This window comes from Streptomyces sp. NPDC003284, assembly GCF_053589675.1.
Genome location: NZ_JBSFSI010000001.1, coordinates 83,165 through 108,627, shown reverse-complemented (window position 1 = coordinate 108,627; position 25,463 = coordinate 83,165). Strand labels below are relative to the sequence as shown.

The window sequence follows — 25,463 nt, the reverse complement described above, 5'->3', positions numbered from 1 at the left end:
GCGAACCAGGCATACGTCGTACGGCGTGCTGCGCTCCTCGATCAGCAGCCCGTCAGGTCGGGCGAACGCCCGGACCGGCTTCCGAGGGCCGCGCCGAGTGCGGCGATCCAGATCAGCAGCAGGGGCAGTGAGATGAAGGCCGCCGGGGTCAGGGCGGTGTGCAGAAGCAGGTAGCCGACACCGGAAGCGGTGATCGTGGCGGCGAGGAACCAGCCGATGACGACTTCCCAGCGCCGCAGCAGTGTGCCGTGCCGGTCGCGCGAGGCTACGCAGGTGGCGGCGGCGAGCACGGCGAGGGCGAGCATCTTGGCCCCGTCCGCACGCTGGACCACCTCGAACAGTGCACCGGTCCTGCCCGGTGACGCCGCATCAGCTCCGGACACCGCGATCAGTTCCAGGACCAGTTGCCCGCCTGCGAGCGCCCCCGCGGCCCTCGCCGCCCATCCCGCCGCACCGGCCGCGGTGCTGCCGGTGCGGCGGCCCCGGCCGGCCAGTCCCGATCCGACGACCAGCAGGGCGACAGCCGCCACGCCGTGGACCGACAGCGCCTGGACCACCGCCTGGACCGGCCGGCCGGCGTACGCGGCCGTGATCCCGGCATCCGTGTCACCGATGCCGGGGGTGGCTCCCCATCCGACGGCGAGCCCGAGGATCCAGGCCGCGGCGTGTACGTATCCGGCGGCGCGGACGGCGGAAGCGGGCGCGGGTCCCCTGGCCGAGATGGTCATGCGGTGTCATTTCGGGGCTTGTTCCGGATCATCCGGGCGAACGCCTCGCAGCCGGTACGCCATGCGGCGTCCAGATCAGCGCCGGGCGGGAAGCGGCCGTCGAGTTCGAGCACGACCATGCCGTGGGCGAACGCCCAGAACGAACGCGCGATGTCGATGTCGCCGTGCACCGCGCGGGCCAGCGGCATCGCCGCGCGGTCTTCGAGCCCTTCGGGCAGTGCGGTGCGGGCGAGCGGCCGGCTGTGGGTGATGCGGTAGAGGTGCGGGCTGGTGAGCGCATGCCGCCGGTAGGCGCGGGCGAGCACGAGCAGGGACACGTCGGCGCCGGTCCGGGCCTCGACGGCCTCCATGTCCTCTGCCAGGCGGGTCATCCCCTGCGCCTGGAGCCCGGCCTCGACAGCGGCCTTGTCGGGAAAGTGCTTGTACAGGGAAGGCGCCCGGATGCCGACGTGCTCGGCGATGCGCCGCATGGACAACGCGTCCGGCCCTTCGGCGTCGAGCAGTTCCCGGGCGGCGGCCATGATCTGCCGCGCGCGGTCAGCCACGGCGGGCCGAACGCGCGCTCACGACGCGGTACTCGCTTCGGCTCTCTCGCATGACGCCCCCTCCCTGCGGCTAACAGCGTTAGCCGCAGGCGCCAACATAGGGCCGCCGGTGGTGATCGTCAAGGAGAAGGCCGCCCGGGACAGGGGGCACCGTCGGCCTCGGTCACAGCGTCAGACGTGGAGTTCCGGCGGGAAGCCCGTCCAGCGCAGCTCGGCGGGGAGATGGCCGGTGTCGTTGAAGAGAAGAACCGCCGGGGGCCGCTCGGGCGTGTAGCGGATGACGGTGAGGGCCGCGTTGGCGTGGTTGATGCCCAGCCAGCGCCACTTCGGCGCCTCGAAGGCGGCCCGGACGAGCCAGCCGACGAGGAAGTTGTGGGTGACGACGAGTTCGTGGCGCGGTTCGTCCCCGGCGACGGGCCCGGTGAACTCCGCGAGCGCCTGCGCCGCCAGCCCGGGACCCTGTTCGCGTTCCTCGGCCGTGAACTGGTCCAGGAACGCGACCCAGTCGTCGGCGGCCTCCGGCGGCAGTTCCGCCCGTGTCGGCAGGTAAGGGACGTAGTCACCGGCCACTTCGGAACGGCGGCAGGGAACTGTGTCGAGCTGCTCACCGACCAGCCGGGCGGTCTGTTCGGCACGGGCGAGGGGCCCGTGGTGGATCGCCGCCAGCGGGATCCCGCGGAGCCGCTGCCCCAGCAGGGCGGCCTGGCGGCGGCCCGCGTCCGTCAGTTCGCTCTCGTCCGGCGACGCCTCGCCGTGACGCGCGAGATAGAGGTAGCGGGCGGCCGTACCGGTCATGGATGCGTCCTTCGGTGACGTGGATCTTGCGGACCCACGGAAGGACGCCGCCCCGTGCGCGCCGGTTCCACGAAGGCCGGCGCCGCCTCCGGCCAGGTGTGCCCGCCCCCGGGGACGGACGCTGGATCTTCGGGCGCGTCGCGCCTTACGGTGGCGCCATGACCAGTGACCGGACAGCCACCGCCGTGCCCGTCCCGGCTTTCGAACCCCCTTACTACGTCGCTGTCTTCACCACGGTGCGGACCCCGGAGCAGGACGGCTACCGGGAGACCGACGACCGTATGGAGGAACTGGTGCGGGAGATCCCCGGGTACCTGGGGGCGGACCATGCGCAGACCCCCGGCGGGCTGGGCATCACCGTCGCGTACTTCCGCGACGCCGACGCCCTCGCGCGGTGGCGGGGCGATGCCGAGCACCGCGCGGCGCAGCAGCGCGGGCGGGCCCAGTGGTACGAGCGCTACACGCTGCACGTGGCGAAGGTCGAGCGCAGCCACGGCTTCACGCGGGCCCAGGCGCCGGACGTGCGCGCGGACGGGGGGACCGCGTGACGGCGGACCGGTTCCCGGATCCCGGTGATCCGGAACGCGACCTCGACTGCGGGGGGGGCGGCCTGCCCGACGACGACTTCATCGGCCGGCCCTCCGTCCTGGTCTGCGAGCCGGTCGACGGCCCACCGGCCGACGGCGGCGCGCGGTACTGCCGCCCGCCTTGGCCGCCGACGGCCCCGCCCGCCCCTCCGAATCTCTGAGTCCCTGGGTCTTGGGGTCTTTGGGTCTCCGGGTCTCCGCCTCTCTGAGTCTCTGGGGCTTCGAGGCCCTTCGGGCGGCGCCCGTCTATGTGCCGGCCAGCGGGTTGGGCAGCGGGCGGTAGCGGGCGTCGGCGCCGTCCGCGCCCGTCCAGCGCAGCAGCAGGTTCGTCTTGCCGGGCAGGGTCGGCGCGGTCAGCAGGGCGGGCACCTCGGGCAGGGCGTGCCGGGACAGTTCGTGCCGGACGGCGGGCCACGGGTCGAAGCCGGGACGGCGTTCGGCGAGGGCGGCGGCGATCTCGGCGAGGTGGTTGACGACCAGGCAGTACACCAGGCGTTCCCAGCCGGCCGCCCGGTCCACCTCGGACAGCAGCTTGACGCCCTCCGCGTCCCGGAACAGCGCCTGCACGGGCAGCCCGGCGCCGTCGAGGGCGACCAGCGAGTTCTGTAGATGCGCCTCCAGCACCACCCCGTGCCGTGCGAAGGCGGTGAGGACCGGGGGCACCATCCGGCGCAGATACGCCGCCCACCACACCGCCGGATCCAGCGGGCCGTCCAGCGGGTTGCCGGTGAACTCCTCGGTCAGGGCGGCGGCGAGCAGCGGGGTCGCGCCGGGCAGCAGATGCCGCCGCAGCCCGTCGCGGACGACGACCGCGAGTTCCTCGAAGGCGAAGGCGGCGGTGCGGTGGCCGCGGTCGCTCAGCCAGGCGGCCGGTCCGCCGAGCCGGGCGAAGGCGGCCGTGACCGCCGTGTCGGTGCGGCGCAGCTTCAGCAGGTCGTGCCGCCACAGCCGCCGTACGTCGTTGGTGATGCGCACGTCCAGGCTGAACTTCAGGAACAGGTCGGCCTCCGGCGCGTGGACGGTGCGGATCGCGGCGGTGGGCCGCACGTCGAAGGCGGTCGTGCCCAGCCGCAGCAGCCGTCCGTCGGCGAACGCCCCGGCCAGGGCCTCGCCCGCCAGGTCGAGCTGCCAGGGGTGGGCGGGCAGCAGCCGGTAGCCGGGCGGGGCCTGGCCGAGGGCGTCCAGCGCCGAGGTGTCGCCCTCCTCCACGACCTGGTCCTCGCGCAGCCCGAGCAGCACCAGCGGGAAGCGGGCGTACGCCTCGGGCGCGTACGGCAGCCAGGAGGCGACCGGGCCGCCGCCGCGCGCCTTGGGCGCCGGGTGGCAGGGGTGCCCGGTGACGAGGGACTGCTCGGAGCGCGTGTAGAGATCGCCGGGCGGCGCGGTCCGCTCCCGGGCGGCGAGCAGTGCCGCCACCGCCTCCCGGCTGTCGATCATCTCGGCGGACAGTTCGTCGTTGGTGAGGCCGGTGTGGCGGCGCAGTTCGTCGGCGACCAGTTTGACCAGTTCGGTGTGGCCGAGGCGCTGCCAGCGGCCGTCCGCGGACACCTCGGGCGCGGCGGGCCGCCGCCCGGCGCGCACCCGCAGCAGCCGCCCGGTGCCCGGCAGCCGGTAGAGGGCGTGCCCGGCCGGTCCGCGCCGTCCGGCCGGTCCGGCCTGCCCGTTCCCGGGCTCCGGGCAGGGCCGGGCCACCTCGCGGATCAGGCAGTTCAGCAGGGGCGCGACGGCGTAGGCGTCGGCGCGCGCGCCGGTGTCGGCCGCGGCGGGTGCGCCGGTGCCGTCGGTGGGGGGCGTCAGCTCCATGCGTTCCATTCGTTCCATACGTCCACACGGTGCGAAGGTGATCAGTATGTCTGCCCGCGCGCTACCGTGGCGCCCGCGCGTCCGATCCGTACCCGAGGAGCCCGACCGTGCACCGTCTCCCGACCGCAGAGGCCGAGATCGGCGAGGAACTGGCCGTGGTGCGTCCCGGCCTCGTCCCACGGTACGCGCGCGAGCTGCCCGGCGCGCGAGCGGCCGTGCTCACCCGGCTGTGGCGGGCGCTGGCGCACGAGCCGCTGCCGTGGATCGGCGGCCGGGAGCGGGCGCGGGACGCCCTGGTGCTGCGGCTGTCCGACGGCCGGGTGCTGGAGGGGCCGCCGACCGACCCGTACGCGACGGACGCGTACGTCACGGCCGTGCGCCTGGACGGCGGGGTCCACGACGATCCGGCGCGGCTGACGGCCGCCCTCGCGGTGCCGCACGGCGGCGCGCTGGCCGCCGAACTCGCGCACAGCGCGGCGTCGTTGGCGCTGTCCCGGGCGGACCGGCCGACGTCCGGCGGGGGGCCGGTCCCGCCGGAGGAGTGGCCCGGCCGGGACTGGGAGTGGGAACAGCGGGTGGTCGACGGGCATCCCTTCCACCCCAACTGCCGTTCCCGGCCCGGTTTCTCGGTGGCCGAGCAGTTGGCGTACGGCCCGGAGCACCGGCCCGTGGTGGAGCTGCGGCTGCTGCCGGTCGCGGCCCGGGAGTGCCTGGTGACCGGGGAGTGGCCGCGGGAACTGCGGGACGGGGAGCGCCTGTTGATGCCGGTGCACCCGTGGCAGGCGGAGCATGTGCTCAAGCGGCCCGGCGAGGGCGACCGGCTCGCCGCGCATCCGCTGATGTCGCTGCGCACCCTGGCCCTGCCGGACGGCCCGCACGTCAAGACGGCGCTGTCGGCGCGGCTGACGTCGTCGGTGCGGGACATCTCGGTCGGTTCGGTGGCCGCCTCGGCGGTGCTGTCGGCGTTCGCGCAGGACCTGGCGGCCCGCACCGGCGGTCTGCTGCACCTCACCCGCACCCTCGGCGCGGCCACCGCGCACTCCCCCGATCTGGCGGCCCTGTGGCGGGAGTCGCCGCAGGAGTACGTCCGTCCCGGCGAGCGCGTCCTGCCGGTGGCGGCCCTGCCGGGCACCGGGCTGCCGGACTCCCCCGCCTGGCTGGCCGGCTTCACCCGGCTCGCGCTCACCGCCGGTCTCGGCCTGCTGGAGCTGGGCGTGGCGCTGGAGGCGCACGGCCAGAACCTGCTGGTGGTGCTCTCCCCCTCCGGTGCGCCGCTGCGCCTGGTCTACCGCGACCTGGCCGACATCCGGGTCAGCCCCGCCCGGCTGGCCCGGCACGGCATCGCGGTTCCCGCGCTGCCCGAGCGCAACCTCACCGACGACCCCACCGCACTGCGGCGCAAGCTGTTCGGCTCGCTGGTGGCGGGCGCGCTGGCCGGTGCGGCGGGCTCCGGTCCGGCGCTGGGCGCGGCCCTGGAGGCGGCCCTGCCGGATCTGCCGCGCACGGCGGACGTCCGCGCCCTGCGCGAGGAGCCGCTGCCCGTCAAGGCGTTGACGCTGATGCGGCTCTCCCCCGGCCGCAGCGGCGACATCTGGACCGAGCTGCCCCGGCCGGGCGCGACCGGACTGTGACCTTCCGTCCGGCTATGAGACAACTTTCCGGCCAAACAACGGCGTTGTGGTCCTCATCACGCCGCGGCGGTGTAGCTGTGGGGCGTTCGTCGGACACCCACGGCCCCGAGAGCGGAAGATGACTGACGTCGACAGCAGTGACGGTCTGATGAAGCCGATCCGTCCCGAACAGCTCGACCCGGGTGCGGTGATCGCGCAGTCGCTGGACAACCAATGGGTCCCGGCGCAGCTCACACGGCAGATGATCGAGCGGGGCGAGTCCCTCGACCAGGTCGGCCTGCTGCGCCGCCAGGAGGTGCGGGCCGAGTACTTCCGCAGCCTGATCAACGCCGGCCAGGTCGTGATCAACCGCGCGTACTTCTACAACAACGACGCGATCAACTGCGACCTCGTGGAGCAGGGCGAGTCCCGCACGGCGCACCAGCGGCTGCTCGCCTCGGGGGCGATCGTGCCCTTCCTGCTCGGTGAGCGGCATCCGGCCGAGGAGCCGCCGGACCGTCTGCATGTGCGGCGCGACGGGTTCACGGCCTGGCAGGAGACCCTGGAGGGGCTGCCCGCCACGGACCGGGTGCGCTGTGTGCGCATGTCCTGGGACGACTCGGCGGACGACCACGAGAACCGGGAGAGCACCCGGCTACGGCTGTTCCAGCCGTTCGCCGAGAAGGTGCAGGGCCTGACCGCCAAGGACATCGACGTCCTGGCCGCCCAGACGGGGGTGGCCCGCGAGGACGCGGACCGGTTCGGGCGGCGGCTCGGCGAGGTGGTCGCCTTCAGCAACGACCTCAGGGTCAGCCGGCGGCCCGTGGTGCGCAACGCCCTGTACGAGGAGTTCGTGACGGTCCCCGGGACCAATGTCGCCGAGGGCAGGTACGACCGGAGCAAGCCCTTCGCGGCGCAGATCAAGCAGCTCCTCGACCTCGTCTACAACGTCAACCTGGCGGACGCGCTGGGCCGTTACCCGCTCACGCCCGGCGACAGCCTGCGGCGCGTGGTGCTCCAGGAGGCCCGGGAGGCGCGGGCCGCCACCGGTTTCGTCGAGGACCCCGAGCATCTGCTGACGTTCCTGCGGCGGCACGCCTTCGCCGCGGTCCAGGACCGGCTGACGCCCGCCGCGGTCAACGCGCTCACCCTCCAGGACATCTGGCGGCTGCGGCAGACCTCCGTGTGGAACGAGTACGTGCGGGCGTTCGGCGCGCTCACCGCCGCTCCCGACACCTTCGACGAGCGGGTGGGGCAGGTCTTCGACCGCTACGTCGGGCTCAACTCGGAGATCCTCAGGCTGGCCAGGGAGCGCGAGCGGGCCAGACCCGCCCCGTGGCGGCCGGTCGTGGAGGTCGTCGTCACCGTGGGGGCGGCCGTGTTCACCGCCGTCAGCGGCAGCGACCTGTGGGAGGTGGCGGGTTCGGTCCTGCCGCTCACGGTCAGCGGTTCGCTGACGGGTTCGGTGCAGCTGGTGCTGCGCAACCGGATCGCCGGGCGGCAGGAACAGAGGTTCGCCCGGGAGATCGCCTCCGTGCGGCTGGCGAGTGAACGAGAATGGACCCAGTTCCACGATCTGGTGCGGCGCCTGCCCGGCTACCGGGACGCGTCGGGCCCCGCCCCGACCGGCACGGCGTCCGCCACCACCCAGGACAACGAAGACCTGCCCGAGTACTGAGAAGGCCGGAGTCAGCCCTTGCACTGCCCGCGGAGCATCCCATGAACCGGTACGAGGCCCTGCGGCGGGCCGTTCCGCGGTGGTTCCGCGACGAACCGGGAGGCATCGGCATCCTCACGGACCGCGCCCTGGTCCGCCGGGCCCGGCGCCAGGTCACGGCGGCCGCACGGCAGCCGACGAGCGGTTTCCCGGCGTCCCTGCGGGCCCGGCTCGCGGTGCTGCTGCGGCCGGTTCCCGCGGGCGTGGTGTCGGCCAACCGCCATCTGTGGTATCTGCGCGACCCGGTACGTTTCCCGGACGGGCGGCTGGGCCTGTACGACCGTCTGCTGCCGCCGCCGGACGCCTCCCCGGGCGTGGTGGTCCTGCCGCTGCTCGGCCCGGAGAGCGATGTCGTGCTGATCGAGCACTTCCGGCACGCCACGCGGACCCGGCACTGGGAGGTGGTGCGCGGCTTCGGGGACCCGGGGGCCACCGGCGAGGAGAACGTCGCGCGGGAGCTCCGGGAGGAGATCGCGGCGGTGCCCACGGCGGTGGTCCCGCTCGGCGAACTCCATCCGGACACCGGGCTGCTGGCCCACCGCGTCGAACTGTACGCCGCCCGGGTGGACGGCTTCGGCGACCCGGAGCGGGGCGAGGCGATCGACCGGATCCGCACGGTGCCGTGGACCGAGGCCGAGGCGATGGTGGCGGGCGGGCGGATCACCGACGGGTTCACGGTCGCGGTGCTCTACCGGGCGCGGCTGGCGGGCCTGTTCGGCAAGGAGCCGGGGCCGGGGGCGGAGTAGGCCGCCGCCGCTCGTTTTGGAGCAACCACCGTCGGGTCAATAGGATCCGCCGATGATCACAAGACAACGGCTGGCGGCAGGAGTCTGTGCTCTGCTCGCCGCCCTGACGGCCGGGATCGCCTTTCCCGCCGGCGCGGTCGCCGACGAACCGGACGGCCGGGCAGCGCCGAAGGTCGAACTCGTCCTGGACGTCAGCGGTTCCATGCGCGCACGGGACATCGACGGCGGGACGCGGATGGCCGCGGCCAAGCAGGCCTTCAACGAGGTGCTGGACGCGACCCCCGAGGAGGTCCAGCTCGGCATCCGCACCCTCGGCGCCAACTACCGCGGCGACGACCGCAAGACGGGCTGCAAGGACACCGCGCAGCTCTACCCGGTCGGCCCGCTGAACCGCACCGAGGCGAAGGCGGCGGTGGCCACCCTGGCGCCGACCGGCTGGACCCCGATCGGGCCCGCGCTGCTGAAGGCGGCGACCGATCTGGAGGGCGGCGACGGCGCCCGCCGTATCGTGCTGATCAGCGACGGCGAGGACACCTGCCAGCCGCTGGACCCGTGCGAGGTGGCCCGCGAGATAGCCGCCAAGGGCATCGGCCTGACCATCGACACCCTGGGCCTGGTGCCGGACGCCAAGACCCGTGACCAGCTCAGCTGCATCGCCGACGCGACCGGCGGCACCTACACCTCCGTCCGGCACAAGGAGGAACTGTCCGACCGGGTCGGCCAGTTGGTGGACCGCGCCGCCGATCCGGTGGTGACCCCGGTCGCCGCCCAGGGCGCCGCCGACTGCACCAGGGCGCCCGCGCTCAAGTCGGGCCTGTACACCGACCGCGAGGAGTTCGGGCAGCAGCGCTGGTACCGGGTGGACGTCGAGCCCGGCCAGGAGCTGCGGGCCTCGGTCAGCATCGCCGACGACCGCGCCGTGCGCCCCGACCACGGGATGCTGCTGCGGGCGGTGACCGTGCACGGGCGGGAGATCGTGCGCGGCGAGGCGGCCGGCACCGGCCGCACCGACGTGGTCTCCACGGGCCTGCGCTATCCGAAGCCGAAGAGCGACGACGACAACGCCCCGGCGGAGACGGTGTGTCTCCAGGTCACCAACTCCTTCGCGCCGACCGCCGGGGTGAAGACCACGCCGGGTCTGCCGCTGGAGCTGACCGTGGACGTGGTGGGCGCCCCCGACCCGTCGGGCGACGTGGCGGCGTTCGGACTCGGCCGCGGCTGGTGGCTGCTCGGCCTCCTGGTGCTGACCGGCTTCCTCGCCGGAGTGATCTGGGGCTGGCTCTCGCGCTGGCGCGTGGCGATCTGGAGGACCAACTGATGCGTCTCACCCGTGCGTTCGGCGCCGCACTGCTCGCCCTGGGGCTTGCGGCGGCCCCCGCGGTGGCCGACTCCTCGCCCTCGGCGAGCCCGTCCGGCGACAGCAAGGCCCCCTCGCAGGCGGGCACCTCCTTCCGTACGGCGACGGAGATCGAGCAGGGGCAGCGGGCCACCGCGAGCGCCTCCACCGGCGACTACCTGTACTGGTCGTTCCCCGCGGACGCCGGTCAGCGCCCCACCGTGCACGCGACGGTGAAGCTGCCCGAGCAGCACACCACGCAGACCTGGCAGGTCGACGTCTACGACGGGCTGCGCCGCCGCCAGTCGTGCCAGTACGGCGCCCAGACCCGCACCGCCGCCGCGGGCACCGCCTCGGTGGAGCTGGCCTGCGTCCTGCGCACGGTCCGCGCCTGGTCGGAGCCGTGGGCCAACGACCCGCTGCCCGGCACGTACTACATCCGGCTCACCGCGGTCGGCCTCCAGGCGTCCGACCTGGGCCTGCCGGTGAGCACGGAGGTCCGGGCGGAGTCCAAGCACATCGGCGGTCCCGCGGCCGTGGACGGTTCGCTGTCCCAGCCGCTGGTCCCCGGGATCGCGGTCACCTCGCAGCACGACGGCGGTGACAGCGGCGACGGCAAGAAGAAGACGGCGGTGCTGTCGAGCATCGAGCCGGACGGCGGCTGGTCGTCGGGCTGGTGGTCCGACCGGTGGGTGTGGTCCGGGATCGGCGCCGTGCTGGCCGCGCTCGCGGGCATCGGCGGCTACGCGCTGACCCGGGGGTCCGGGCGTCCCTCGCGGGTACCTCCGAATGCCTGACGCTACGTCATGTCACTGATGCGACAGGCCCGTTCCGCTCCGGCGGGGCGGGCCTTCGCCGTGCCTCCCGCAGGGACCGTCGCACCTCCCGCGGCGACCGTCATCCCTCCCGCAGGGACTTGGCGAGCGGGCCGTCCCCGGTGACGGTCACCCGGCCCTCGCGCACCGCGTCCGCGAGGTCCAGCTCCCCGCGCGCGAGCTCCGCGCAGGTGGCGGAGTCGAGGGACAGGCGGGCGTCGGGCTCCCGGGGGGCGGGCCCGTCGCCGTACACGGCACCTGCCTCGTCCCGCGGGTACAGATGGAAGACGCCTTTCTCCAGGCGTACTTCGACGAGGCCGTCGCCCGCCAGCGGGCCCAGCAGGGGCAGCGCGAACCAGTGCGCGCGCACCGCGTCGGTGGGGCGCGGCTCGCCCAGCTCCGCCCGCCCCCACTCCCCCAGCGTCCGCAGCACGGGCAGCAACGCGCGCCCGCGCGGGGTGAGTTCGTAGACATGGGCGGCCCCGGGCGGCGGCAGCCGGCGCCTGCTCGTCAGCCCGTCGCGCTCCATGTCCTTCAGCCGGGAGGCGAGGACGTCGGTGCTCACCCCGGGCAGATCGGCGTGCAGGTCCGTGTAGCGGCGGGGACCGGCGAGCAGTTCCCGGACGATCAGCAGGGTCCAGCGGTCGCCGACCGCGTCGAGCGCGCGGGCCGCTGAGCAGTACTGGTCGTAGCTTCGGCGAGGTGACATGCGACGCAGTCTAGACATGTTGTTGGACTTTCCAAGCTCGCACTTGGTAAAACCAAGCAACACCACGAACCGGAGGGGCGCATGGAGTTCCGGCAGTCGAGCAAGCTCAACGAGGTCTGTTACGAGATCCGCGGCCCGGTGATCGAGCACGCCAACGCGCTGGAGGAGGCGGGGCACAGCGTGCTGCGCCTGAACACCGGCAACCCGGCGCTCTTCGGTTTCGAGGCGCCCGAGGAGATCGTCCAGGACATGATCCGGATGCTTCCGCGGGCGCACGGCTACACCGACTCGCGCGGGGTCCTCTCCGCCCGCCGCGCGGTCGCCCAGCGCTACCAGGCACGCGGCCTGGAGGTCGGCGTCGACGACGTCTTCCTCGGCAACGGCGTCTCGGAGCTGGTCTCCATGGCCGTACAGGCGCTGCTGGAGGACGGCGACGAGGTCCTGGTCCCCGCCCCGGACTACCCGCTGTGGACGGCCGTGACCACCCTGGCCGGCGGCAAGGCGGTCCACTACCGGTGCGACGAGCGGGCCGACTGGTACCCGGACCTGGACGACATGGCGTCGAAGATCACCGGCCGGACCCGGGCCGTCGTGATCATCAACCCCAACAACCCGACGGGCGCGGTCTATCCGAAGGAGATCCTGGAGGGCATCCTCGACCTCGCCCGCAGGCACGGCCTGATGGTGTTCGCCGACGAGATCTACGACCAGATCCTCTACGACGACGCCGTGCACCACTCGACGGCCGCGCTCGCCCCCGACCTGGTGGTCCTGACCTTCTGCGGCCTGTCCAAGACGTACCGCGTGGCCGGGTTCCGCTCCGGCTGGCTGGTCGTGACCGGACCCCGGCAGCACGCCAGGGACTATCTGGAGGGCCTGACCATGCTGGCCTCCATGCGCCTGTGCCCCAACGCGCCCGCGCAGTACGCCATCCAGGCCGCGCTCGGCGGCCGCCAGTCCATCGGCGAACTGACCGTGCCCGGCGGCAGGCTGTACGAGCAGCGGAACATCGCCTGGGAGAAGCTCAACGAGATCCCGGGCGTCTCCTGCGTCAAGCCCCGGGGCGCCCTGTACGCGTTCGCCCGGCTCGACCCCGCCGTCCACAAGATCCACGACGACGAGCGGTTCGTCCTGGACCTGCTGCTCCGCGAGAAGATCCAGATCGTGCAGGGCACCGGCTTCAACTGGCCCACGCCCGACCACTTCCGCATCCTGACGCTCCCGCACGCGGACGTGCTGGAGACGGCGATCAGCAGGATCGGGCGGTTCCTCGACGGCTACCGGCAGTAGTGCCGGTGATCGCTCGGCGAGATCCCGTAGGCCGCCTTGAACGCCCGGGTGAAGGCGGAGGGACGGGGCATTCCGCACCGCGCGGCGACGGCGTGGATCGGCAGGGCGCCGAGGGCCGGATCGACGAGATCGCGGTACGCCTTCGCCAGCCGCTGCCGGCGGATGTACGCGGCGAGGGTCATGCCCTGCGAGCCGCTGGTGAAGAGCCGGTGCAGATAGCTGACGGAGACATGGTGCGCCGCGGCGACCTTCGCCGGGGTCAGGCCGGGGTCGTGCAGGTGCCGCCGGACGAAGGCGCGCACGTCGTGGAGCATGGCCCGGTGCCGCGTCTGTTCCGGCAGCGCGTCCTCGGCGTCCAGCTCCCGCGCCAGGCAGGCGGACAGCAGGTCGGCCGCCACGGCGCCGAGCCGGGTCGCCTCGGCGGGCCGGAGCGCGGGCAGCTGGCGGTCCAGGGTGAGCAGGAACGCCGCCAGCACCGCGCCCGTGCCCTGCTGTCCCGACAGCACCCGGCCGAGCAGGTGGCGGACCCGGTGCGCGGGGATGGGCAGGGCCGACACCGGCAGGTCGATGCCGATGCCCTCGGCGCGCGGGTGCCCCACTCCGGTGCCGGGGGTTCCGGCGAACCAGGAATCGTACGGCTGTGAGCTGGTCACCAGATGGAAATGGCCCGGCGTGAGCCGCTGTGTCCCTCCCGGACCGGCCGAGGCCACGGTTCCGTGGCCGGCCGTCAGCATCGTCAGGTGGTACAGCTCGTCGTCGCACCGGCGGATCATCCGCTCGGTCCGCCTGACCCGGATCGAGGGGAACGCCGTCCGCAGGACGGCCACGGGGCCGAGCCGCGCCTGCCGCACGGTCGCGCTGAAGGTGGTGACATGGTCACTGGTCATCTCGGCGGCCCGGGTCCGCCCCATCACCTCGCGCCAGTGCTCGAAGCACTCGACCCCGTCCAGGACGTCGCTCCCGGCCGTCTCGGGTGTCACCGGCATCTCGTTCTCCCATCGCCTCGCCCCTGCTCCTGGCGGCCGCGAGGAAAGAAGTAGTTCACAGGTGAACAAGCGTATCGGCTCGAATCCGCGTGTCCCGTGACGCGGAAGGTGGCCGTATCGGCTCCGGTGTGGACGCGATGGCAACAAGAGTCGACTCTGTGTCAACTCGGCGGAGCGGCTCCTTGGCATGCTTCCCCGTGCGGCCGCCGGTCCCGTACGGCTCGGGCCGTCGGGGGTCCACCTGTACGGGGGACAGGTGGACCCCCGGCCGGAATCGCGGTGAACGGCCCCGTACCGGCCGGACGGCGCACTCCCGGCTGCGAGCCCTCCCAGGCCGTGTCAGGGTGTCGTCGGCGGCGACGCGGCGACAGGGAAGGTACGGCCGGGCATGGGTGACCTCTTTCTCGTCCGGCACGGGGAGACCGAGTGGTCGCGCTCCGGGCGGCACACCGGCCGTACGGACGTACCGCTCACCGAGCACGGGCGCGAGGAGGCGCGACGGCTGGTGCCGCTGATCCGGTCGCACCGCATCGGCGCCGCGTTCGTCAGCCCGCTCCAGCGGGCCCGGGAGACGGCCGAACTGATCGGGGTGCCGGACGCCCGCGTCGACGCGGATCTGCGGGAGTGGGACTACGGGGGCTACGAAGGGGTGACGACGCCCGAGATCCAGCGGACCCGGCCCGGCTGGTTCCTGTTCACCGACGGGGTCGCGCCGGGCCCGCCGGAACACCCCGGCGAGACGGTGGAGCAGGTCGGCGAGCGCGCCGACCGGATGCTGGCCAAGGTGGACGCCGCGTTCGCGAACACCGAGGGCGTCGTGCTGCTCGTCGCGCACGGGCACTTCCTGCGGGTGCTGACGGCCCGGCGGCTGGGTCTGCCCCCGGCGTCGGGCGCGCTGTTCCAGCTCGCCACCGGCACGGTGTGCCGACTGGGCACCGAGCACGACCGGCCGGTGGTCGCGGGCTGGAACATCCGGCCGCCCGCACCGGCCGGATCATCGCACTGACGGCCCGTTCGGAAGGCCACGGCGCGTTGTCAGACCCGGGCCGTAGCCTTCTGAACGGGCCGGGGACTCCTTCCCGGCCCGCTCGTCCATACCGGGGCCCCGGGGAGGGAGCACGCCGTGACACAACCGCCGACCGCCGCGCAGCGCCGGGTCGTCGACGCCGCCGATCCGGTCACCGGGCGGCTGCGGGGCACCGAGGCGCAGCTCGCGGCCCTGGTGGCCCGCGGGCTGGCCTTCCGGCACCCGCGCCCGCCGCACGACCACTTCCTGACCCCGGCGGGCCACCGGATACGCGAGGCGGGACCCGCACCGGCGGTCCCCGCTCCCCCACCGGCGGCCCCCGGTCCCCCGGCGGACGTCCCGCCGCCCACCGGTGTGTTCGCCGCCCGGGTCGGCGGCGAGGAGGACCAGGAAGCGGCGGGGGCGTACGACGGGGCCGCGCGGGCGCGTGAGGTGCACAGCGCCTGGCAGGGGCTGCTGGAGCTGCGCCGGATGACCAACCCGGACGGCGCGGTGGAGCGGCCGTGCGGCTGGGAGCGCGCGCATCTGGTGCGGGCCGCCGCGCTGGCCCTGGAGGCGGCCGGGCTCCGTCCGGCGGGGGCGGCGGCGGACGGCTACCGGGTGCGGGCGACCCCGCAGCCCGAGGCGGTCGCGGTGTACGCGCCGGACGCGGAGCCGCTGGCGGCCTGCGCGGCGGCGCTGGAGCGGGCGGGCTGGCAGCCCGGCGTGTGCACGGAGCCGCGGACCCGGGTGCGCTACCTGCTGGCCTCCCCGCGCCGGGTGTGAGGGGCGTGCCAGGATCGGGGCGGTCGGAGGAGGACCGACGTCACAGGCGTGACGTGCGAGAAGGGGATGCAGTGAGCGAGCCGTTTTCCGTCCCGGTGACCGTCCGGGGATACGAGACCGATGTGCAGGGACACCTCAACCAGGCCGTGTACCTCAACTACGCGGAGCACGCCCGCTGGTCGCTGCTCCAGGCGGCCGGCATCAGCCAGCGCGACCTGATCGCCACGGGCGTGGGACCGGTGGCGCTGGAGACGACCATCGGCTTCCGGCGGGAGCTGCTCGCCGGTGACGAGGCCGTGGTGAGCTGTGTGTTCGAGTGGGGCGAGGGCAAGACGTTCCGGATACGCCAGACCGTCCGCAAGGCCGACGGCACGGTGGCCGCGGAGATCACCGCGGTCGGCGGGCTGCTGGACCTGACGGCACGCAGACTGGTGACCGCTCCCCGGGAGCGGTTCCGGGACCTCGCGAAGGATCCGGCGCTGCTGGGCCTGTGAGCCCGCCGCGCGGCGCCGCGCCGCGGGGGTGCGGCACCGGGCGGTGCCGTACCCCCGCGGGCGGGTGCGGTCAGTGCGTGGGGGCCGGCTGGGCGGCCTCCGCGATCTCCGTGCCGCTCTCCATCGGATGGGTGACGTCCTCCGCGTCCCGGCCCTTGCCGATGTGGTTGAAGAGCAGATTCAGCGCGACGGCCACGACGCAGCCGGTGGAGATGCCCGAGTCCAGGACGATCCGGGCGGTCTCGGGGAAGGCGTGGTAGAACTCCGGCGCGGTGATCGGGATGATGCCGGCGGCGAGCGAGACGGCGACGATCAGGACGTTGTTGTCCTTGTCCAGGCCCGCCCTGACCAGCGTCTGGATACCGCTGGCGGCCACCGAGCCGAACAGCACCACGCCCGCGCCGCCCAGCACCGGCCGCGGTACGACGGCGATGAGGGAGGCGGCGGCCGGGCACAGGCCCATCAGCACCAGGAAGCCGCCGCCCGCGGCGACCACGTAGCGGCTGCGGATGCGGGTCATCGCGACCAGGCCGATGTTCTGGGCGAAGGCGCTGCACATGAAGCCGTTGAACAGGGGGCTGAGCGCGGAGCCGAGGGTGTCGGCGCGCAGGCCCGCCGCGATGGTCCGCTCGTCCGCCGGGCGTTCGACGATCTCGCCGAGGGCGAGCATGTCGGCGGTGGACTCGGTCATGCATACCACCATGACGACGCACATCGACAGGATCGCGGCGACCTGGAACTGCGGGGCGCCGAAGTGGAAGGGCGTCGGGAAGCCGACCACGGCGGCGTCGGCGACCGGGCCGAAGTCCGTGGCGCCGAAGGGGATGGCGACCAGGGTGCCCAGGACCAGGCCGATCAGGACGGCGATCTGCTTGACGAAGCCGCGGGTGAAGCGGCGCAGCAGCAGGACCAGCAGGAGGGTGATGCCGGCCAGGGTCAGATTGGTGGCCGAGCCGTAGTCGTGCGCGGCCGGGTTCGGGCCCTGGGCCCAGCCGAAGGCGACCGGCAGCAGGGAGACACCGATGAGGGTGATCACGCTGCCGGTGACGACCGGCGGGAAGAAGCGGATGGCCTTGCAGAACAGCGGGGCGCAGAGGAAGCCGAGGAGTCCGGCGACGATGACCGCGCCGAAGATGACGGGCAGCGCGTCGGACTTGTCCTTGGTGGAGGCGACGATCGCGGTCATCGGGGCGACCCCGGCGAAGGTGACGCCGTTGACGAAGGGCAGCCGGGCGCCGATCTTCCAGATGCCGAGCGTCTGGAGGAACGTGGCGAGGCCCGCGGTGAACAGGCAGGCGCCGGTGAGGAAGGTGAGGTCACGGGCGCTCAGGCCGATGGCCGCGCCGACGATCAGGGGCGGGGCGACGACCCCCGCGTACATGGCGGCCACGTGCTGGAGGCCGCTGGTCGCCATCTTCAGGGCGGGGAGCTTCTCGTCGACGGGGTGGACGGGGGACTTGGCTGGCGCGGCCGGCGCGTCGGCGGTCGGTGCGGGCACGGCGGTTCCTCCGGTCGGTTGTCACGTCGGCTTTGACGTGGGTATCAAGGAGGTGATGCGTGGGCGTGGGGGGCCTCCCGCACGGGCGGGACCGGGAAGCTCACGAGCGGGACCGAGAGCTGGGGAGGGAGCGGCCGGCGGACGGGCCGCTCCGGGTGACGGTGACCGTCCCGGGGCGCGCGTGTGCACGCGCGCCCCGGGGGCGGCCGCCGTGGACCCCGCTCGGGTCCACGGCCACCGGCCGGGAGCCGTCCCTCCTGGCCGGAGTTCTTCGTCCGGCGGTCCGCGTCGTGCTGTGCGGACGGCCGGGGGGCGGGTCAGTGCTGCGCGGCGATCCGCGCCAGGCGGCGGGCCTCTTCGCGGGTGGCGTGCGCGATGGCGTCCTCGTCGGCGTGCAGCAGGCGGCCGTTCTCGACGATCTGCCGGCCGTTGACGAAGGAGGCGGTGACCGGGGCGGCGGCGCCGAAGACCAGGGCGGTCACGGGGTCCGCGATGGAGGCGTGGGCCAGGGTGTCCAGCTTCCACAGCACGAGGTCGGCGAGCTTGCCGGCCTCCAGGGAGCCGGTCTGCGCGGCCCGGCCCAGCACCTGGGCGCCGCCGTAGGTGCCCAGGCGCAGCGCCTGCCGGGCGTTCAGGGCCGCCTCGCGGTGCGCGCCGAGGCGGTTGATCAGCAGGGCGTTGCGCAGTTCGGTGTGGAGTTCGCCGGACTCGTTGGAGGCGGTGCCGTCGACACCGAGGCCGACCGGGACGCCCGCGGCGAGCATGTCGGGGACCCGGGCGATACCGGCCGCGAGGCGGGCGTTGGAGGACGGGCAGTGCGCCACACCGGTCTTCGTGCGGCCGAAGGCGGCGATGTCGGAGTCGGTCATGTGGACGCAGTGCGCCATCCACACGTCCTCGCCGAGCCAGCCCGTCGACTCGAAGTAGTCGGTGGGGCCCATGCCGAACAGCTCGTGGCAGAACTTCTCCTCCTCCACGGTCTCCGAACCGTGGGTGTGCAGGCGCACGCCGAGCCGCCGGGCGAGTTCGGCGCCCTGGCGCATCAGTTCGGTGGAGACGGAGAAGGGCGAGCAGGGGGCGACGGCCACCTGGGTCATGGCGTCGAAGGAGGCGTCGTGGTGCTTCTTGACGGTCTCCTCGGTGGCGGCGAGGGCGCCCTCCAGCGTCTCCACGGCGAAGTCGGGCGGCAGGCCGCCGTCCTTCTCGCTGCGGTCCATCGAACCGCGGGCCAGCGTGAACCGGACGCCCATCTCGGAGGCGGCCCGGATGATCGCGCCGGACAGGTCGCCGGAGCCCTGCGGGAAGACGTAGTGGTGGTCCATGGCGGTGGTGACGCCGCCGCGGGCCATCATGGCGAGCGACCCCTGCGCCGCCGCGTACACCATCTCCTCGTCGATGCGGGCCCAGGTGGGGTAGAGCGCGACGAGCCAGTTGAACAGGTTGTGGTCGGTGGCCAGGCCCCGGGTGATCCACTGGTAGAAGTGGTGGTGGGTGTTGACCAGGCCGGGGGTGACGAGGTGGCCGCCGGCGTCGATGCGCCGCGCCACGTCCGCCAGGCCCGCGGGGGCCGGTCCGGCGCCGACGGACTCGATCCTGTTCCCGGCGATGACGAGGTGTCCGGAGGCGTACTCGGTGTCGTTCGCGTCGACGGTCGCGATGGCGGCGTTCTCGATGACGATGCGCGGGGCTGCCGATGGTGCCATGGCGCTTCCTTGTCTTTCAGTGGCGGCCCGTGGGCGGGGATGGCCCACGGGGAGGGCACGGCAGGACCCTAGGAGGATTTGAGTGCCGGGGCCGTGCGGCTCCGGGTGCCGAGATGGTGGAAGAAGAGGTTGAGCAGGACGGCGACGAGTGCGCCGGCGCTGATCCCGGAGCCCAGGACGGTCTGCGCCCAGGCCGGGAACTCGGCGTAGAAGGTGGGCGCGGCCAGCGGGATGATGCCCGCGCCCAGGGCGACGGCGACCAGGATGATGTTGGAGCTGTCGTCGAGTCCGGCCTCGGAGAGCGTACGGATGCCGCTGACCGCGATGGAGCCGAACAGGACGATGCCCGCGCCGCCCAGCACCGGCATGGGCACCAGGGAGACCACCGCGCCGAGCACGGGGAAGGCGCCGAGGACGAGCAGGGCGGCGCCGGCGGTGGCGACGACGTAGCGGCTGCGCACCCGGGTCAGCGAGACCACGCCGACGTTCTGGGCGAAGGCCGAGGTGGGGAAGCCGCCGAAGACGGGGCCGAGCAGGGTGGCGATGCCGTCGGTGCGCAGTCCGCGGGTGATGGTGCGGGCGTCGGCGCGGCGGTCGCAGATCTCGCCGAGGGCGAGCATCCCGGCGCTGGACTCGGTCATCAGCACCAGCATCACGATGCACAGGGAGAGGATCGCGGCGGGCTCGAAGACGGGGGCGCCGAAGGCGAAGGGGGTGGGCAGCGCGGCGACGGGTGCGGAGCGGATGCCGCTGAAGTCGGCCATCCCGAAGGGCATGGCGGCCAGCGTGCCGATCAACAGGCCGAAGAGCAGCGCGACTTGCTTGACGAAGCCGCGGCCGAAGCGCTGGATCAGCAGGATGACGACCAGGGTGAAGGCGGCCAGCGCGAGGTTCCTCATGGAGCCGAAGCCGGCGGCGGTCTTGTCGCCGCCCTGGGCCCAGCCGACCGGTACGGGCATCAGGGTGACCCCGATGAGGGTGATCACCACACCGGTGACCAGCGGCGGGAAGTAGCGCAGCAGGCGTCCGAAGAACGGTCCGACGGCCAGGCAGAAGACACCGGCGACCATCACCGCCCCGTAGATGGCGGGGAGTTGGCGGCCCGGGGAGTTGGTCTCGGCGATCGCGAGGATGGGGGCGATGCCCGCGGAGGAGGCGGCGTTGACGAAGGGCAGGCGGTTGCCGACGAGGCCCTTGACGCCGATGGTCTGGAGGATGGTGGCCACACCGGCGATGAGCAGGGAGGCGGCGATCAGCCGGGTGCGGGCCGCGATGTCGAGCCCGCAGGCCTGGCCGATGATGAGCGGAGGAGTGACAACGCCCGCGTACATCGCGGCGATGTGCTGGAGCGCGGCGGGGACGAGCCGCGAGGGGTGGAGTTTCTCGTCCACCGGGTGCACGGACGTGACGGCGTCCTCGGTGTGCACCGGCGGGGTGGAACAGGAGCCTTTCGCCGGCTCCGTTGCAGGCTGTGCCATGGTGTTCCCTCCGGTGTGGCGTGCCGCCGGCCCGGTGGGGCCGGGCCGGCGGCACGCGTCCCGCGTCAGAGGTTGGTCATGTCGACCGGGATGAGTTGCTCGGCTCCGTCGCGCAGGATGGTGGCCTCGATCAGGCCGTAGGGGCGGTCGGCGGCGTAGTACACGGCGCCGTCCTTGGCCTCGTTGTCGATCCCGAACGGCGAGAGGTCCGAACGGAAGTGGTGCTTGTTGGGCATCGAGAAGCGGATCTCGTCGACCTCGTCACGGGAGTTCAGCACCCGTACGCCCATCTCGAACAGGGTCTGCTGGAGGGAGTACGAGTAGGTCTCGGCGAACGCCTGGAGGGCGTGCTTGCGCACCCCGCCGTAGGAGCGGTCCCAGTCCGGGGCGTGCGAGTCGACGCCGTCCCAGTTGTGCCGCCACCAGGTGGCGACGGTGGTGGCGAGGATGCGGTCGTGGTCCTCGGGCAGGGTGGTGTACTTGTCCTTCAGGAAGCCGAAGAACTCGGAGTTGGTCGAGTTCAGGACGGTGAGGTCCTTGAACCCGGAGAGCACCTGGATGCCGTGGCCGTCGTAGGTGATCTGCGCGACGCGGGTCTCCTGGCCCTTGCGGACGAAGGAGTGGGCGATCTCGTCGGCGCCGACGAAGCGGGCGCCGCCCTTGGAGGTCTCGATCCGCTCCCAGGAGTACTCCTCGATGCGGATGCGGGCCCGGTGGATGGGCTCGTTGTCGTCCACGAAGTGGCGGGCGAGCCTGACACCGAGGTCCTCGGCGCTCTGGATCCCGTGCTCCTTGGCGAAGGCGAACACCGTGTTCTTGGTGGTGTCGGTCGGCAGGACGTTCGCGTTGGAACCGCTGCGGTGGACCTCCTCCATGTCGCCGGAGAGGGCGACGGAGACGTTCAGGTCCTTGATGTGGTGCGTGTCGCCGTCCCGCGTGATCTTGACGACGCGGTTCTCTGCCTTGCCGTACTGGTTCTGTCCCAGGACGAAACGGGTCATGTGTCGGTCAGCTCCCTCGGTAAACGGAGTAGCCGAACGGGTTGAGCAGCAGCGGAACGTGGTAGTGCTCACCGGGCACCACCGCGAAGGCGATGGTCACCTCGGGGAAGAACACCGGCCGGCCGTTCTCGCTGTCCCGGAGCGCGGGGGCGTCCTGCTGGGCCGCGGCTTGTTTCTTGGCGAAGTACGTCTCGGTGTCGAAGCCGAGCCGCACGTGTGTGGTCCCCTCCGGCAGGGCCGGCAGGTCCTTGCACCGCCCGTCCGCGTCGGTCGCGGAACCGCCGAGCGTCTGCCAGTCGGCGTCCCGGCCCGAGCGGGCGGAGAGCTGGACGGCGACGCCCCCGGCGGGGCGGCCGACGCTGGTGTCCAGGATGTGGGTGGACACGGAGGCGGTGGTCTCGGTGCTCATGGTTTCCTCTTCGGGCGTCTTCGAGCAGGTGCTCAGGCGTCTTCGAGCAGGCGCGCGAGCCGGATGCGGTTGATCTTCCCCAGCTCGGTGCGGACGATCTCCCGTTCCTGCTCCGGCGCGTTGCCGATCCGCTCCTTCACCGCGTCCCGCATCTGCTCACCGGTCCGGCCGGTGGCGCAGATGAGGAACACATGGCCGAACTTCTCCTGGTAGGCCAGGTTCAGTTCGAGCATCTCCTCCTTGAGGGCCTCGGAGGCGCCGGCCATACCGCTCTGTTCGCGGGCCGAGGTCGGGTCGCCGGGCTTGGGGCGGCCGATCGGCGGGTGGCCGGACATGGCCTGTGCGAGGTCCGCCGCCGTCAGCTCGGCCATGGCGGCGTCACTGGCGGTGTACAGGTCCTCGGCACTGGCGTGGGGGCGGGCGGCGAGCAGCCGCTCGGCCCATGCCGTGGAGGCGCACGCCTCCAGGAGCGCGGCACGGGCCGCGGCATCCGGGAGAGTGTTGAAGCGGGCGAGGCCCGACGGCGTGGAAGTCGTAGTCACGGGAGCCTCCGTGGCCGCGAACGGCCTGTGTGCTGAACGGGCTGCGGATAGCTAACGCTCTCCGAAACACTGCGTCAACAGTTTGTTGAAAATTCCGCGCAAAGCCCGGAGCGGCCCCGCTGCACTCCTCCCGGTCGGGGCGGCTCAGCCCTCCTTGTCCCGGTTGAGGTAGTTGTAGACGGTGAAGCGGCTGACCCCGAGCGCGCTCGCCACGGTCTCCACCCCGTGCCGCACGGAGAAGGCGCCGCGCGCCTCCAGGACCCGTACGACCTCCTGCTTGGACCTGCGGTCCAGATCGGCGAGCGGCATGCCCTCACGGCGCTCCATGGCGGCCAGGATGTGGTCGAGGGAGTCGGCCAGCTGGGGCAGGCGCACACCGACGGCGTCCACCCCCTCCCAGGCGAGCACGACGTCGTCGGGTCCGGCCTGCTCCGGCGGGAGCAGCTCGCCGCCGATCGCGTCGATCAGCGGTTTCACGGCCGCGATGAACGGCTCCTGCCCGGTCACCTATCGCCCTCCCCGATCACGTTGACCTGGAGCGAGATCCGGGTGGCGCCCGCCGCGAGGCTCCTGCGCAGCAGGGTGTCCACGGCGCTCAGCACGGCGTCGGCGCCGCCTTCCGCGGTGTTGCCGAAGGGGCCGACGTCCACGGCGTCCAGGGCGGCGCCCTCCACGACCTCGCGGGCCACCACCGCGTGCGCGGGGGCCTGGTCCAGGTCGAAGGGTTCGGTCGTGAACTCCACTCTCAATCGCACGCGCTCAACCTAACGCGCAAGGCCGGTTTCCGGGCGGGTCCGGGCGATCCGGGGACCGTCCGCCGCCGGTGCCCTCTTGACAAGCCGCGACACCCGACGGCAGTCTTCCATTAAGCAGAAACGAACTTCCGTCATACGGAATAACGACACGGAAGGGAGCGCGGCCCCGATGGGATTCGCAGACCAGCGCTTCAACGTCAACCTGTCGATCCTCTTCACGGAACTCCCGCTCCTGGAGCGCCCCGCGGCCGCCGCCGCGGCCGGCTTCACCGCGGTCGAGCTGTGGTGGCCCTGGATCGACACCCCCACCCCCGAGCAGTCCGAGCTGGACGCCCTCAGGAAGGCGATCGAGGACGCGGGCGTCCGGCTCACCGGCCTGAACTTCTACGCGGGCAGGCTCCCCGGCCCCGACCGCGGCGCCCTGTCGGTGCCCGGCGAGGAGTCGGAGCGGTTCCGCGCCAACATCGACGTGGCCGTGGAATTCGCCCGCTCCCTGGGCTGCACGGCGCTCAACGCGCTGTACGGCAACCGGGTCGAGGGCGTGGACCCGGCCGAGCAGGACGCGCTCGCCCTGGAGAACCTGGTCCTGGCGGCCCGCGCCGCCGACCGGATCGGCGCGATCGTCCTGATCGAGGCGCTGAACAAGCCCGAGTCGCCGCTGTGCCCGCTGGTGAGCGCGCCCGCCGCCGTCGAGGTCGTGGACCGGGTGAACGCCGCGACCGGCCTGGGCAACGCCCGCTTCCTGATGGACCTGTACCACCTGTCGATGAACGGCGAGGACCTGCCCGCGGTGATCGACCGGTACGCCGCGAAGACCGGGCATGTGCAGATCGCCGACAACCCCGGGCGCGGCGCCCCCGGCACCGGTTCGCTGCCCCTGGAGGACCTGCTCGACCGGCTCGCCAAGGCCGGATACGACGGGTGGGTCGGCCTGGAGTACAAGCCCGGCGACCGGCCGAGCGCCGAGGCCTTCGACTGGCTGCCCGCCGGCGCCCGCGCGGCCCGCTGACCCTCCACAACACCAGAGCTTTTCAGAGAGGCACCCCCGTCATGAGCACTCTTCCCAAGGTTTCCTGGATCGGCCTCGGCATCATGGGCTCCCCCATGTCCGAGAACCTGATCAAGGCGGGCTACCAGGTCACCGGCTTCACCCTGGAGCAGGAGAAGCTGGACCGGCTGACCGCCGCCGGCGGCACCGCGGCCGGTTCGATCGCCGAGGCGGTCGCGGACGCCGACGTGATCATCACGATGGTGCCCGCCTCCCCGCAGGTCGAGGCGATCGCCTACGGTCCGGACGGCATCCTGGAGAACGCGCGCTCCGGCGCGCTCCTGATCGACATGTCCTCGATCACCCCGCAGACCTCGATCGACCTGGCGAAGGCCGCGCAGGACAAGGGCATCCGCGTGCTGGACGCCCCTGTCTCCGGCGGCGAGGCGGGCGCGATCGAGGCGGTGCTGTCCATCATGGTCGGCGGCGGTCAGGCCGACTTCGACGAGGCCAAGCCGCTCTTCGACGCCCTGGGCCGGACCATCGTGCTGTGCGGTCCGCACGGCTCGGGCCAGACCGTGAAGGCGGCCAACCAGCTGATCGTCGCGGTGAACATCCAGGCGTGCGCCGAGGCCGTGGTCTTCCTGGAGAAGTCCGGCGTGGACCTCGCGGCGGCCCTGGACGTGCTGAACGGCGGCCTGGCCGGCTCCACCGTGCTGACCCGCAAGAAGGACAACTTCCTCGACCGGGACTTCAAGCCGGGCTTCCGCATCGACCTGCACCACAAGGACATGGGCATCGTCACCGACGCCGCCCGCAGCGTCGGCGCCGCCCTGCCGGTCGGCGCCGTGGTCGCCCAGCTGGTCGCCTCGCTGCGCGCCCAGGGTGACGGCGGCCTGGACCACTCGGCCCTGCTGCGGGCCGTGGAGCGCCTGTCCGGCGCCCGGGTCTGACCGGCGCCCCCGCAGGCCGGTCCCACAGCTCCGGGGGGCGCCGCCGCCGACATCTGTCCTGTCGCGCCCAGGCGGCGGCGTCCACCCGGTCAGCCTCCGGCAGCAGCCCCGCGAGCGGGAATTCAACAAACTGTTGACGTCCCGAACGCCCAAATCTAGGCTCCACGAAGCGGAAACAAGTTT

The 25,463-nt window shown here is 73.0% G+C and carries 26 protein-coding genes; 12 read left to right on the top strand and 14 right to left on the bottom strand.

From position 1 onward, the window contains the following. Window positions 1–41: 41 nt before the first annotated feature. The 3 genes from ACWDYF_RS00455 to ACWDYF_RS00445 form a co-directional block, all read right to left on the bottom strand. A complete protein-coding gene (locus ACWDYF_RS00455; protein WP_389464581.1) occupies window positions 42–728 on the bottom strand; it encodes a hypothetical protein in 687 nt (228 codons plus the stop codon). Beyond that, window positions 725–1,273, bottom strand: coding sequence for a TetR/AcrR family transcriptional regulator (locus tag ACWDYF_RS00450; protein WP_389464583.1), 549 nt, complete (start codon window positions 1,271–1,273; stop codon window positions 725–727). Before ACWDYF_RS00450 ends, ACWDYF_RS00455 begins: the two co-directional genes overlap by 4 nt. 171 nt (window positions 1,274–1,444) lie before the next feature. Next, the gene (locus tag ACWDYF_RS00445; RefSeq protein ID WP_389464585.1) at window positions 1,445–2,068 is read right to left on the bottom strand and encodes a histidine phosphatase family protein; all 624 of its coding nucleotides are present in this window, start codon (window positions 2,066–2,068) and stop codon (window positions 1,445–1,447) included. Window positions 2,069–2,226: 158 nt separating this feature from the next. Between ACWDYF_RS00445 and ACWDYF_RS00440 the strand changes: the two genes are divergently transcribed. Further along, a complete protein-coding gene (locus ACWDYF_RS00440) occupies window positions 2,227–2,616 on the top strand; it encodes an antibiotic biosynthesis monooxygenase family protein (protein ID WP_389464587.1) in 390 nt (129 codons plus the stop codon). A gap of 285 nt (window positions 2,617–2,901) precedes the next feature. Here the strand turns inward: ACWDYF_RS00440 and ACWDYF_RS00435 are convergent, their stop codons facing one another. Then, a complete protein-coding gene (locus ACWDYF_RS00435) occupies window positions 2,902–4,467 on the bottom strand; it encodes an IucA/IucC family protein (protein ID WP_389464631.1) in 1,566 nt (521 codons plus the stop codon). Window positions 4,468–4,565: 98 nt separating this feature from the next. Between ACWDYF_RS00435 and ACWDYF_RS00430 the strand changes: the two genes are divergently transcribed. The 5 genes from ACWDYF_RS00430 to ACWDYF_RS00410 all read left to right on the top strand — a co-directional run bounded on the left by ACWDYF_RS00430 (window position 4,566) and on the right by ACWDYF_RS00410 (window position 10,664). Then, window positions 4,566–6,089, top strand: coding sequence for an IucA/IucC family protein (locus tag ACWDYF_RS00430; protein ID WP_389464588.1), 1,524 nt, complete (start codon window positions 4,566–4,568; stop codon window positions 6,087–6,089). Window positions 6,090–6,207: 118 nt separating this feature from the next. Beyond that, window positions 6,208–7,746 carry a hypothetical protein gene (locus ACWDYF_RS00425; RefSeq protein WP_381739961.1) on the top strand — a complete coding sequence of 513 codons (1,539 nt, stop codon included), beginning with the start codon at window positions 6,208–6,210 and terminating at the stop codon, window positions 7,744–7,746. A gap of 41 nt (window positions 7,747–7,787) precedes the next feature. Beyond that, a complete protein-coding gene (locus tag ACWDYF_RS00420) occupies window positions 7,788–8,531 on the top strand; it encodes an NUDIX hydrolase (RefSeq protein ID WP_389464590.1) in 744 nt (247 codons plus the stop codon). Between the two features lie 52 nt (window positions 8,532–8,583). Further along, window positions 8,584–9,849 (top strand): VWA domain-containing protein, encoded by a 1,266-nt coding sequence (locus tag ACWDYF_RS00415; protein WP_389464592.1) that lies wholly within the window; start codon window positions 8,584–8,586, stop codon window positions 9,847–9,849. Further along, entirely contained in the window at window positions 9,849–10,664 is an 816-nt protein-coding gene (locus tag ACWDYF_RS00410) for a hypothetical protein (protein ID WP_389464594.1), read from the top strand. Before ACWDYF_RS00415 ends, ACWDYF_RS00410 begins: the two co-directional genes overlap by 1 nt. 100 nt (window positions 10,665–10,764) lie before the next feature. Here the strand turns inward: ACWDYF_RS00410 and ACWDYF_RS00405 are convergent, their stop codons facing one another. Then, complete coding sequence (locus tag ACWDYF_RS00405) at window positions 10,765–11,391, bottom strand: winged helix-turn-helix transcriptional regulator (RefSeq protein WP_389464596.1); 627 nt, start codon at window positions 11,389–11,391, stop codon at window positions 10,765–10,767. Between the two features lie 81 nt (window positions 11,392–11,472). Between ACWDYF_RS00405 and ACWDYF_RS00400 the strand changes: the two genes are divergently transcribed. Beyond that, window positions 11,473–12,681, top strand: a complete 1,209-nt coding sequence (locus tag ACWDYF_RS00400; protein ID WP_389464598.1) for a pyridoxal phosphate-dependent aminotransferase — start codon at window positions 11,473–11,475, stop codon at window positions 12,679–12,681. Here the strand turns inward: ACWDYF_RS00400 and ACWDYF_RS00395 are convergent. Next, window positions 12,669–13,667, bottom strand: a complete 999-nt coding sequence (locus ACWDYF_RS00395; protein ID WP_389464600.1) for an AraC family transcriptional regulator — start codon at window positions 13,665–13,667, stop codon at window positions 12,669–12,671. The genes ACWDYF_RS00400 and ACWDYF_RS00395 overlap by 13 nt on opposite strands. A gap of 388 nt (window positions 13,668–14,055) precedes the next feature. On the opposite strand from ACWDYF_RS00395, the gene ACWDYF_RS00390 reads away from it, so the two are divergent. The 3 genes from ACWDYF_RS00390 (at window position 14,056) to ACWDYF_RS00380 (ending at window position 15,953) form a co-directional block, all read left to right on the top strand. Then, complete coding sequence (locus tag ACWDYF_RS00390) at window positions 14,056–14,673, top strand: histidine phosphatase family protein (RefSeq protein ID WP_018571618.1); 618 nt, start codon at window positions 14,056–14,058, stop codon at window positions 14,671–14,673. Window positions 14,674–14,790: 117 nt separating this feature from the next. Next, complete coding sequence (locus tag ACWDYF_RS00385; RefSeq protein ID WP_389464602.1) at window positions 14,791–15,459, top strand: hypothetical protein; 669 nt, start codon at window positions 14,791–14,793, stop codon at window positions 15,457–15,459. A 71-nt stretch (window positions 15,460–15,530) separates the two neighbouring features. Continuing rightward, window positions 15,531–15,953 (top strand): acyl-CoA thioesterase, encoded by a 423-nt coding sequence (locus tag ACWDYF_RS00380; protein WP_389464604.1) that lies wholly within the window; start codon window positions 15,531–15,533, stop codon window positions 15,951–15,953. A gap of 70 nt (window positions 15,954–16,023) precedes the next feature. Here the strand turns inward: ACWDYF_RS00380 and ACWDYF_RS00375 are convergent, their stop codons facing one another. The 8 genes from ACWDYF_RS00375 to ACWDYF_RS00340 form a co-directional block, all read right to left on the bottom strand. Further along, window positions 16,024–17,367 carry a nucleobase:cation symporter-2 family protein gene (locus tag ACWDYF_RS00375; protein WP_389464633.1) on the bottom strand — a complete coding sequence of 448 codons (1,344 nt, stop codon included), beginning with the start codon at window positions 17,365–17,367 and terminating at the stop codon, window positions 16,024–16,026. 401 nt (window positions 17,368–17,768) lie between these two features. Then, complete coding sequence (locus ACWDYF_RS00370) at window positions 17,769–19,154, bottom strand: 8-oxoguanine deaminase (protein ID WP_381739943.1); 1,386 nt, start codon at window positions 19,152–19,154, stop codon at window positions 17,769–17,771. 68 nt (window positions 19,155–19,222) lie between these two features. After that, window positions 19,223–20,632 carry a nucleobase:cation symporter-2 family protein gene (locus ACWDYF_RS00365; RefSeq protein ID WP_381739942.1) on the bottom strand — a complete coding sequence of 470 codons (1,410 nt, stop codon included), beginning with the start codon at window positions 20,630–20,632 and terminating at the stop codon, window positions 19,223–19,225. A 65-nt stretch (window positions 20,633–20,697) separates the two neighbouring features. After that, on the bottom strand, window positions 20,698–21,633 hold the full coding sequence (gene pucL / locus ACWDYF_RS00360; RefSeq protein ID WP_381739941.1) for a factor-independent urate hydroxylase: 936 nt from the start codon (window positions 21,631–21,633) through the stop codon (window positions 20,698–20,700). Between the two features lie 7 nt (window positions 21,634–21,640). Next, a complete protein-coding gene (gene uraH, locus ACWDYF_RS00355) occupies window positions 21,641–22,042 on the bottom strand; it encodes a hydroxyisourate hydrolase (protein ID WP_018571610.1) in 402 nt (133 codons plus the stop codon). A gap of 32 nt (window positions 22,043–22,074) precedes the next feature. Beyond that, on the bottom strand, window positions 22,075–22,584 hold the full coding sequence (gene uraD / locus ACWDYF_RS00350) for a 2-oxo-4-hydroxy-4-carboxy-5-ureidoimidazoline decarboxylase (RefSeq protein WP_018571609.1): 510 nt from the start codon (window positions 22,582–22,584) through the stop codon (window positions 22,075–22,077). A 144-nt stretch (window positions 22,585–22,728) separates the two neighbouring features. After that, the gene (locus tag ACWDYF_RS00345) at window positions 22,729–23,091 is read right to left on the bottom strand and encodes a helix-turn-helix domain-containing protein (protein WP_018571608.1); all 363 of its coding nucleotides are present in this window, start codon (window positions 23,089–23,091) and stop codon (window positions 22,729–22,731) included. Then, window positions 23,088–23,339 (bottom strand): hypothetical protein, encoded by a 252-nt coding sequence (locus ACWDYF_RS00340; protein WP_037874618.1) that lies wholly within the window; start codon window positions 23,337–23,339, stop codon window positions 23,088–23,090. Before ACWDYF_RS00340 ends, ACWDYF_RS00345 begins: the two co-directional genes overlap by 4 nt. A 169-nt stretch (window positions 23,340–23,508) precedes the next feature. On the opposite strand from ACWDYF_RS00340, the gene ACWDYF_RS00335 reads away from it, so the two are divergent. Then, window positions 23,509–24,348: a TIM barrel protein gene (locus ACWDYF_RS00335; protein WP_018571606.1), complete on the top strand. Its 840-nt coding sequence runs from the start codon at window positions 23,509–23,511 to the stop codon at window positions 24,346–24,348. 41 nt (window positions 24,349–24,389) lie between these two features. Further along, window positions 24,390–25,280 (top strand): 2-hydroxy-3-oxopropionate reductase, encoded by an 891-nt coding sequence (locus ACWDYF_RS00330; RefSeq protein ID WP_018571605.1) that lies wholly within the window; start codon window positions 24,390–24,392, stop codon window positions 25,278–25,280. The last annotated feature ends 183 nt before the right edge of the window (window positions 25,281–25,463 follow it).

Excerpts from the sequence above, each read along its gene's own strand:
- ACWDYF_RS00455 (WP_389464581.1), bottom strand. The coding sequence starts at position 728 with ATGACCATCTCGGCCAGGGGACCCGCGCCCGCTTCCGCCGTCCGCGCC.
- ACWDYF_RS00445 (WP_389464585.1), bottom strand. The coding sequence starts at position 2,068 with ATGACCGGTACGGCCGCCCGCTACCTCTATCTCGCGCGTCACGGCGAG.
- ACWDYF_RS00440 (WP_389464587.1), top strand. The coding sequence starts at position 2,227 with ATGACCAGTGACCGGACAGCCACCGCCGTGCCCGTCCCGGCTTTCGAA.
- ACWDYF_RS00435 (WP_389464631.1), bottom strand. The coding sequence starts at position 4,467 with ATGGAACGCATGGAGCTGACGCCCCCCACCGACGGCACCGGCGCACCC.
- ACWDYF_RS00425 (WP_381739961.1), top strand. The coding sequence starts at position 6,208 with ATGACTGACGTCGACAGCAGTGACGGTCTGATGAAGCCGATCCGTCCC.
- ACWDYF_RS00420 (WP_389464590.1), top strand. The coding sequence starts at position 7,788 with ATGAACCGGTACGAGGCCCTGCGGCGGGCCGTTCCGCGGTGGTTCCGC.
- ACWDYF_RS00415 (WP_389464592.1), top strand. The coding sequence starts at position 8,584 with ATGATCACAAGACAACGGCTGGCGGCAGGAGTCTGTGCTCTGCTCGCC.
- ACWDYF_RS00410 (WP_389464594.1), top strand. The coding sequence starts at position 9,849 with ATGCGTCTCACCCGTGCGTTCGGCGCCGCACTGCTCGCCCTGGGGCTT.
- ACWDYF_RS00405 (WP_389464596.1), bottom strand. The coding sequence starts at position 11,391 with ATGTCACCTCGCCGAAGCTACGACCAGTACTGCTCAGCGGCCCGCGCG.
- ACWDYF_RS00400 (WP_389464598.1), top strand. The coding sequence starts at position 11,473 with ATGGAGTTCCGGCAGTCGAGCAAGCTCAACGAGGTCTGTTACGAGATC.
- ACWDYF_RS00395 (WP_389464600.1), bottom strand. The coding sequence starts at position 13,667 with ATGCCGGTGACACCCGAGACGGCCGGGAGCGACGTCCTGGACGGGGTC.
- ACWDYF_RS00390 (WP_018571618.1), top strand. The coding sequence starts at position 14,056 with ATGGGTGACCTCTTTCTCGTCCGGCACGGGGAGACCGAGTGGTCGCGC.
- ACWDYF_RS00375 (WP_389464633.1), bottom strand. The coding sequence starts at position 17,367 with ATGGCGACCAGCGGCCTCCAGCACGTGGCCGCCATGTACGCGGGGGTC.
- ACWDYF_RS00370 (WP_381739943.1), bottom strand. The coding sequence starts at position 19,154 with ATGGCACCATCGGCAGCCCCGCGCATCGTCATCGAGAACGCCGCCATC.
- ACWDYF_RS00365 (WP_381739942.1), bottom strand. The coding sequence starts at position 20,632 with ATGGCACAGCCTGCAACGGAGCCGGCGAAAGGCTCCTGTTCCACCCCG.
- pucL (WP_381739941.1), bottom strand. The coding sequence starts at position 21,633 with ATGACCCGTTTCGTCCTGGGACAGAACCAGTACGGCAAGGCAGAGAAC.
- uraH (WP_018571610.1), bottom strand. The coding sequence starts at position 22,042 with ATGAGCACCGAGACCACCGCCTCCGTGTCCACCCACATCCTGGACACC.
- ACWDYF_RS00335 (WP_018571606.1), top strand. The coding sequence starts at position 23,509 with ATGGGATTCGCAGACCAGCGCTTCAACGTCAACCTGTCGATCCTCTTC.
- ACWDYF_RS00330 (WP_018571605.1), top strand. The coding sequence starts at position 24,390 with ATGAGCACTCTTCCCAAGGTTTCCTGGATCGGCCTCGGCATCATGGGC.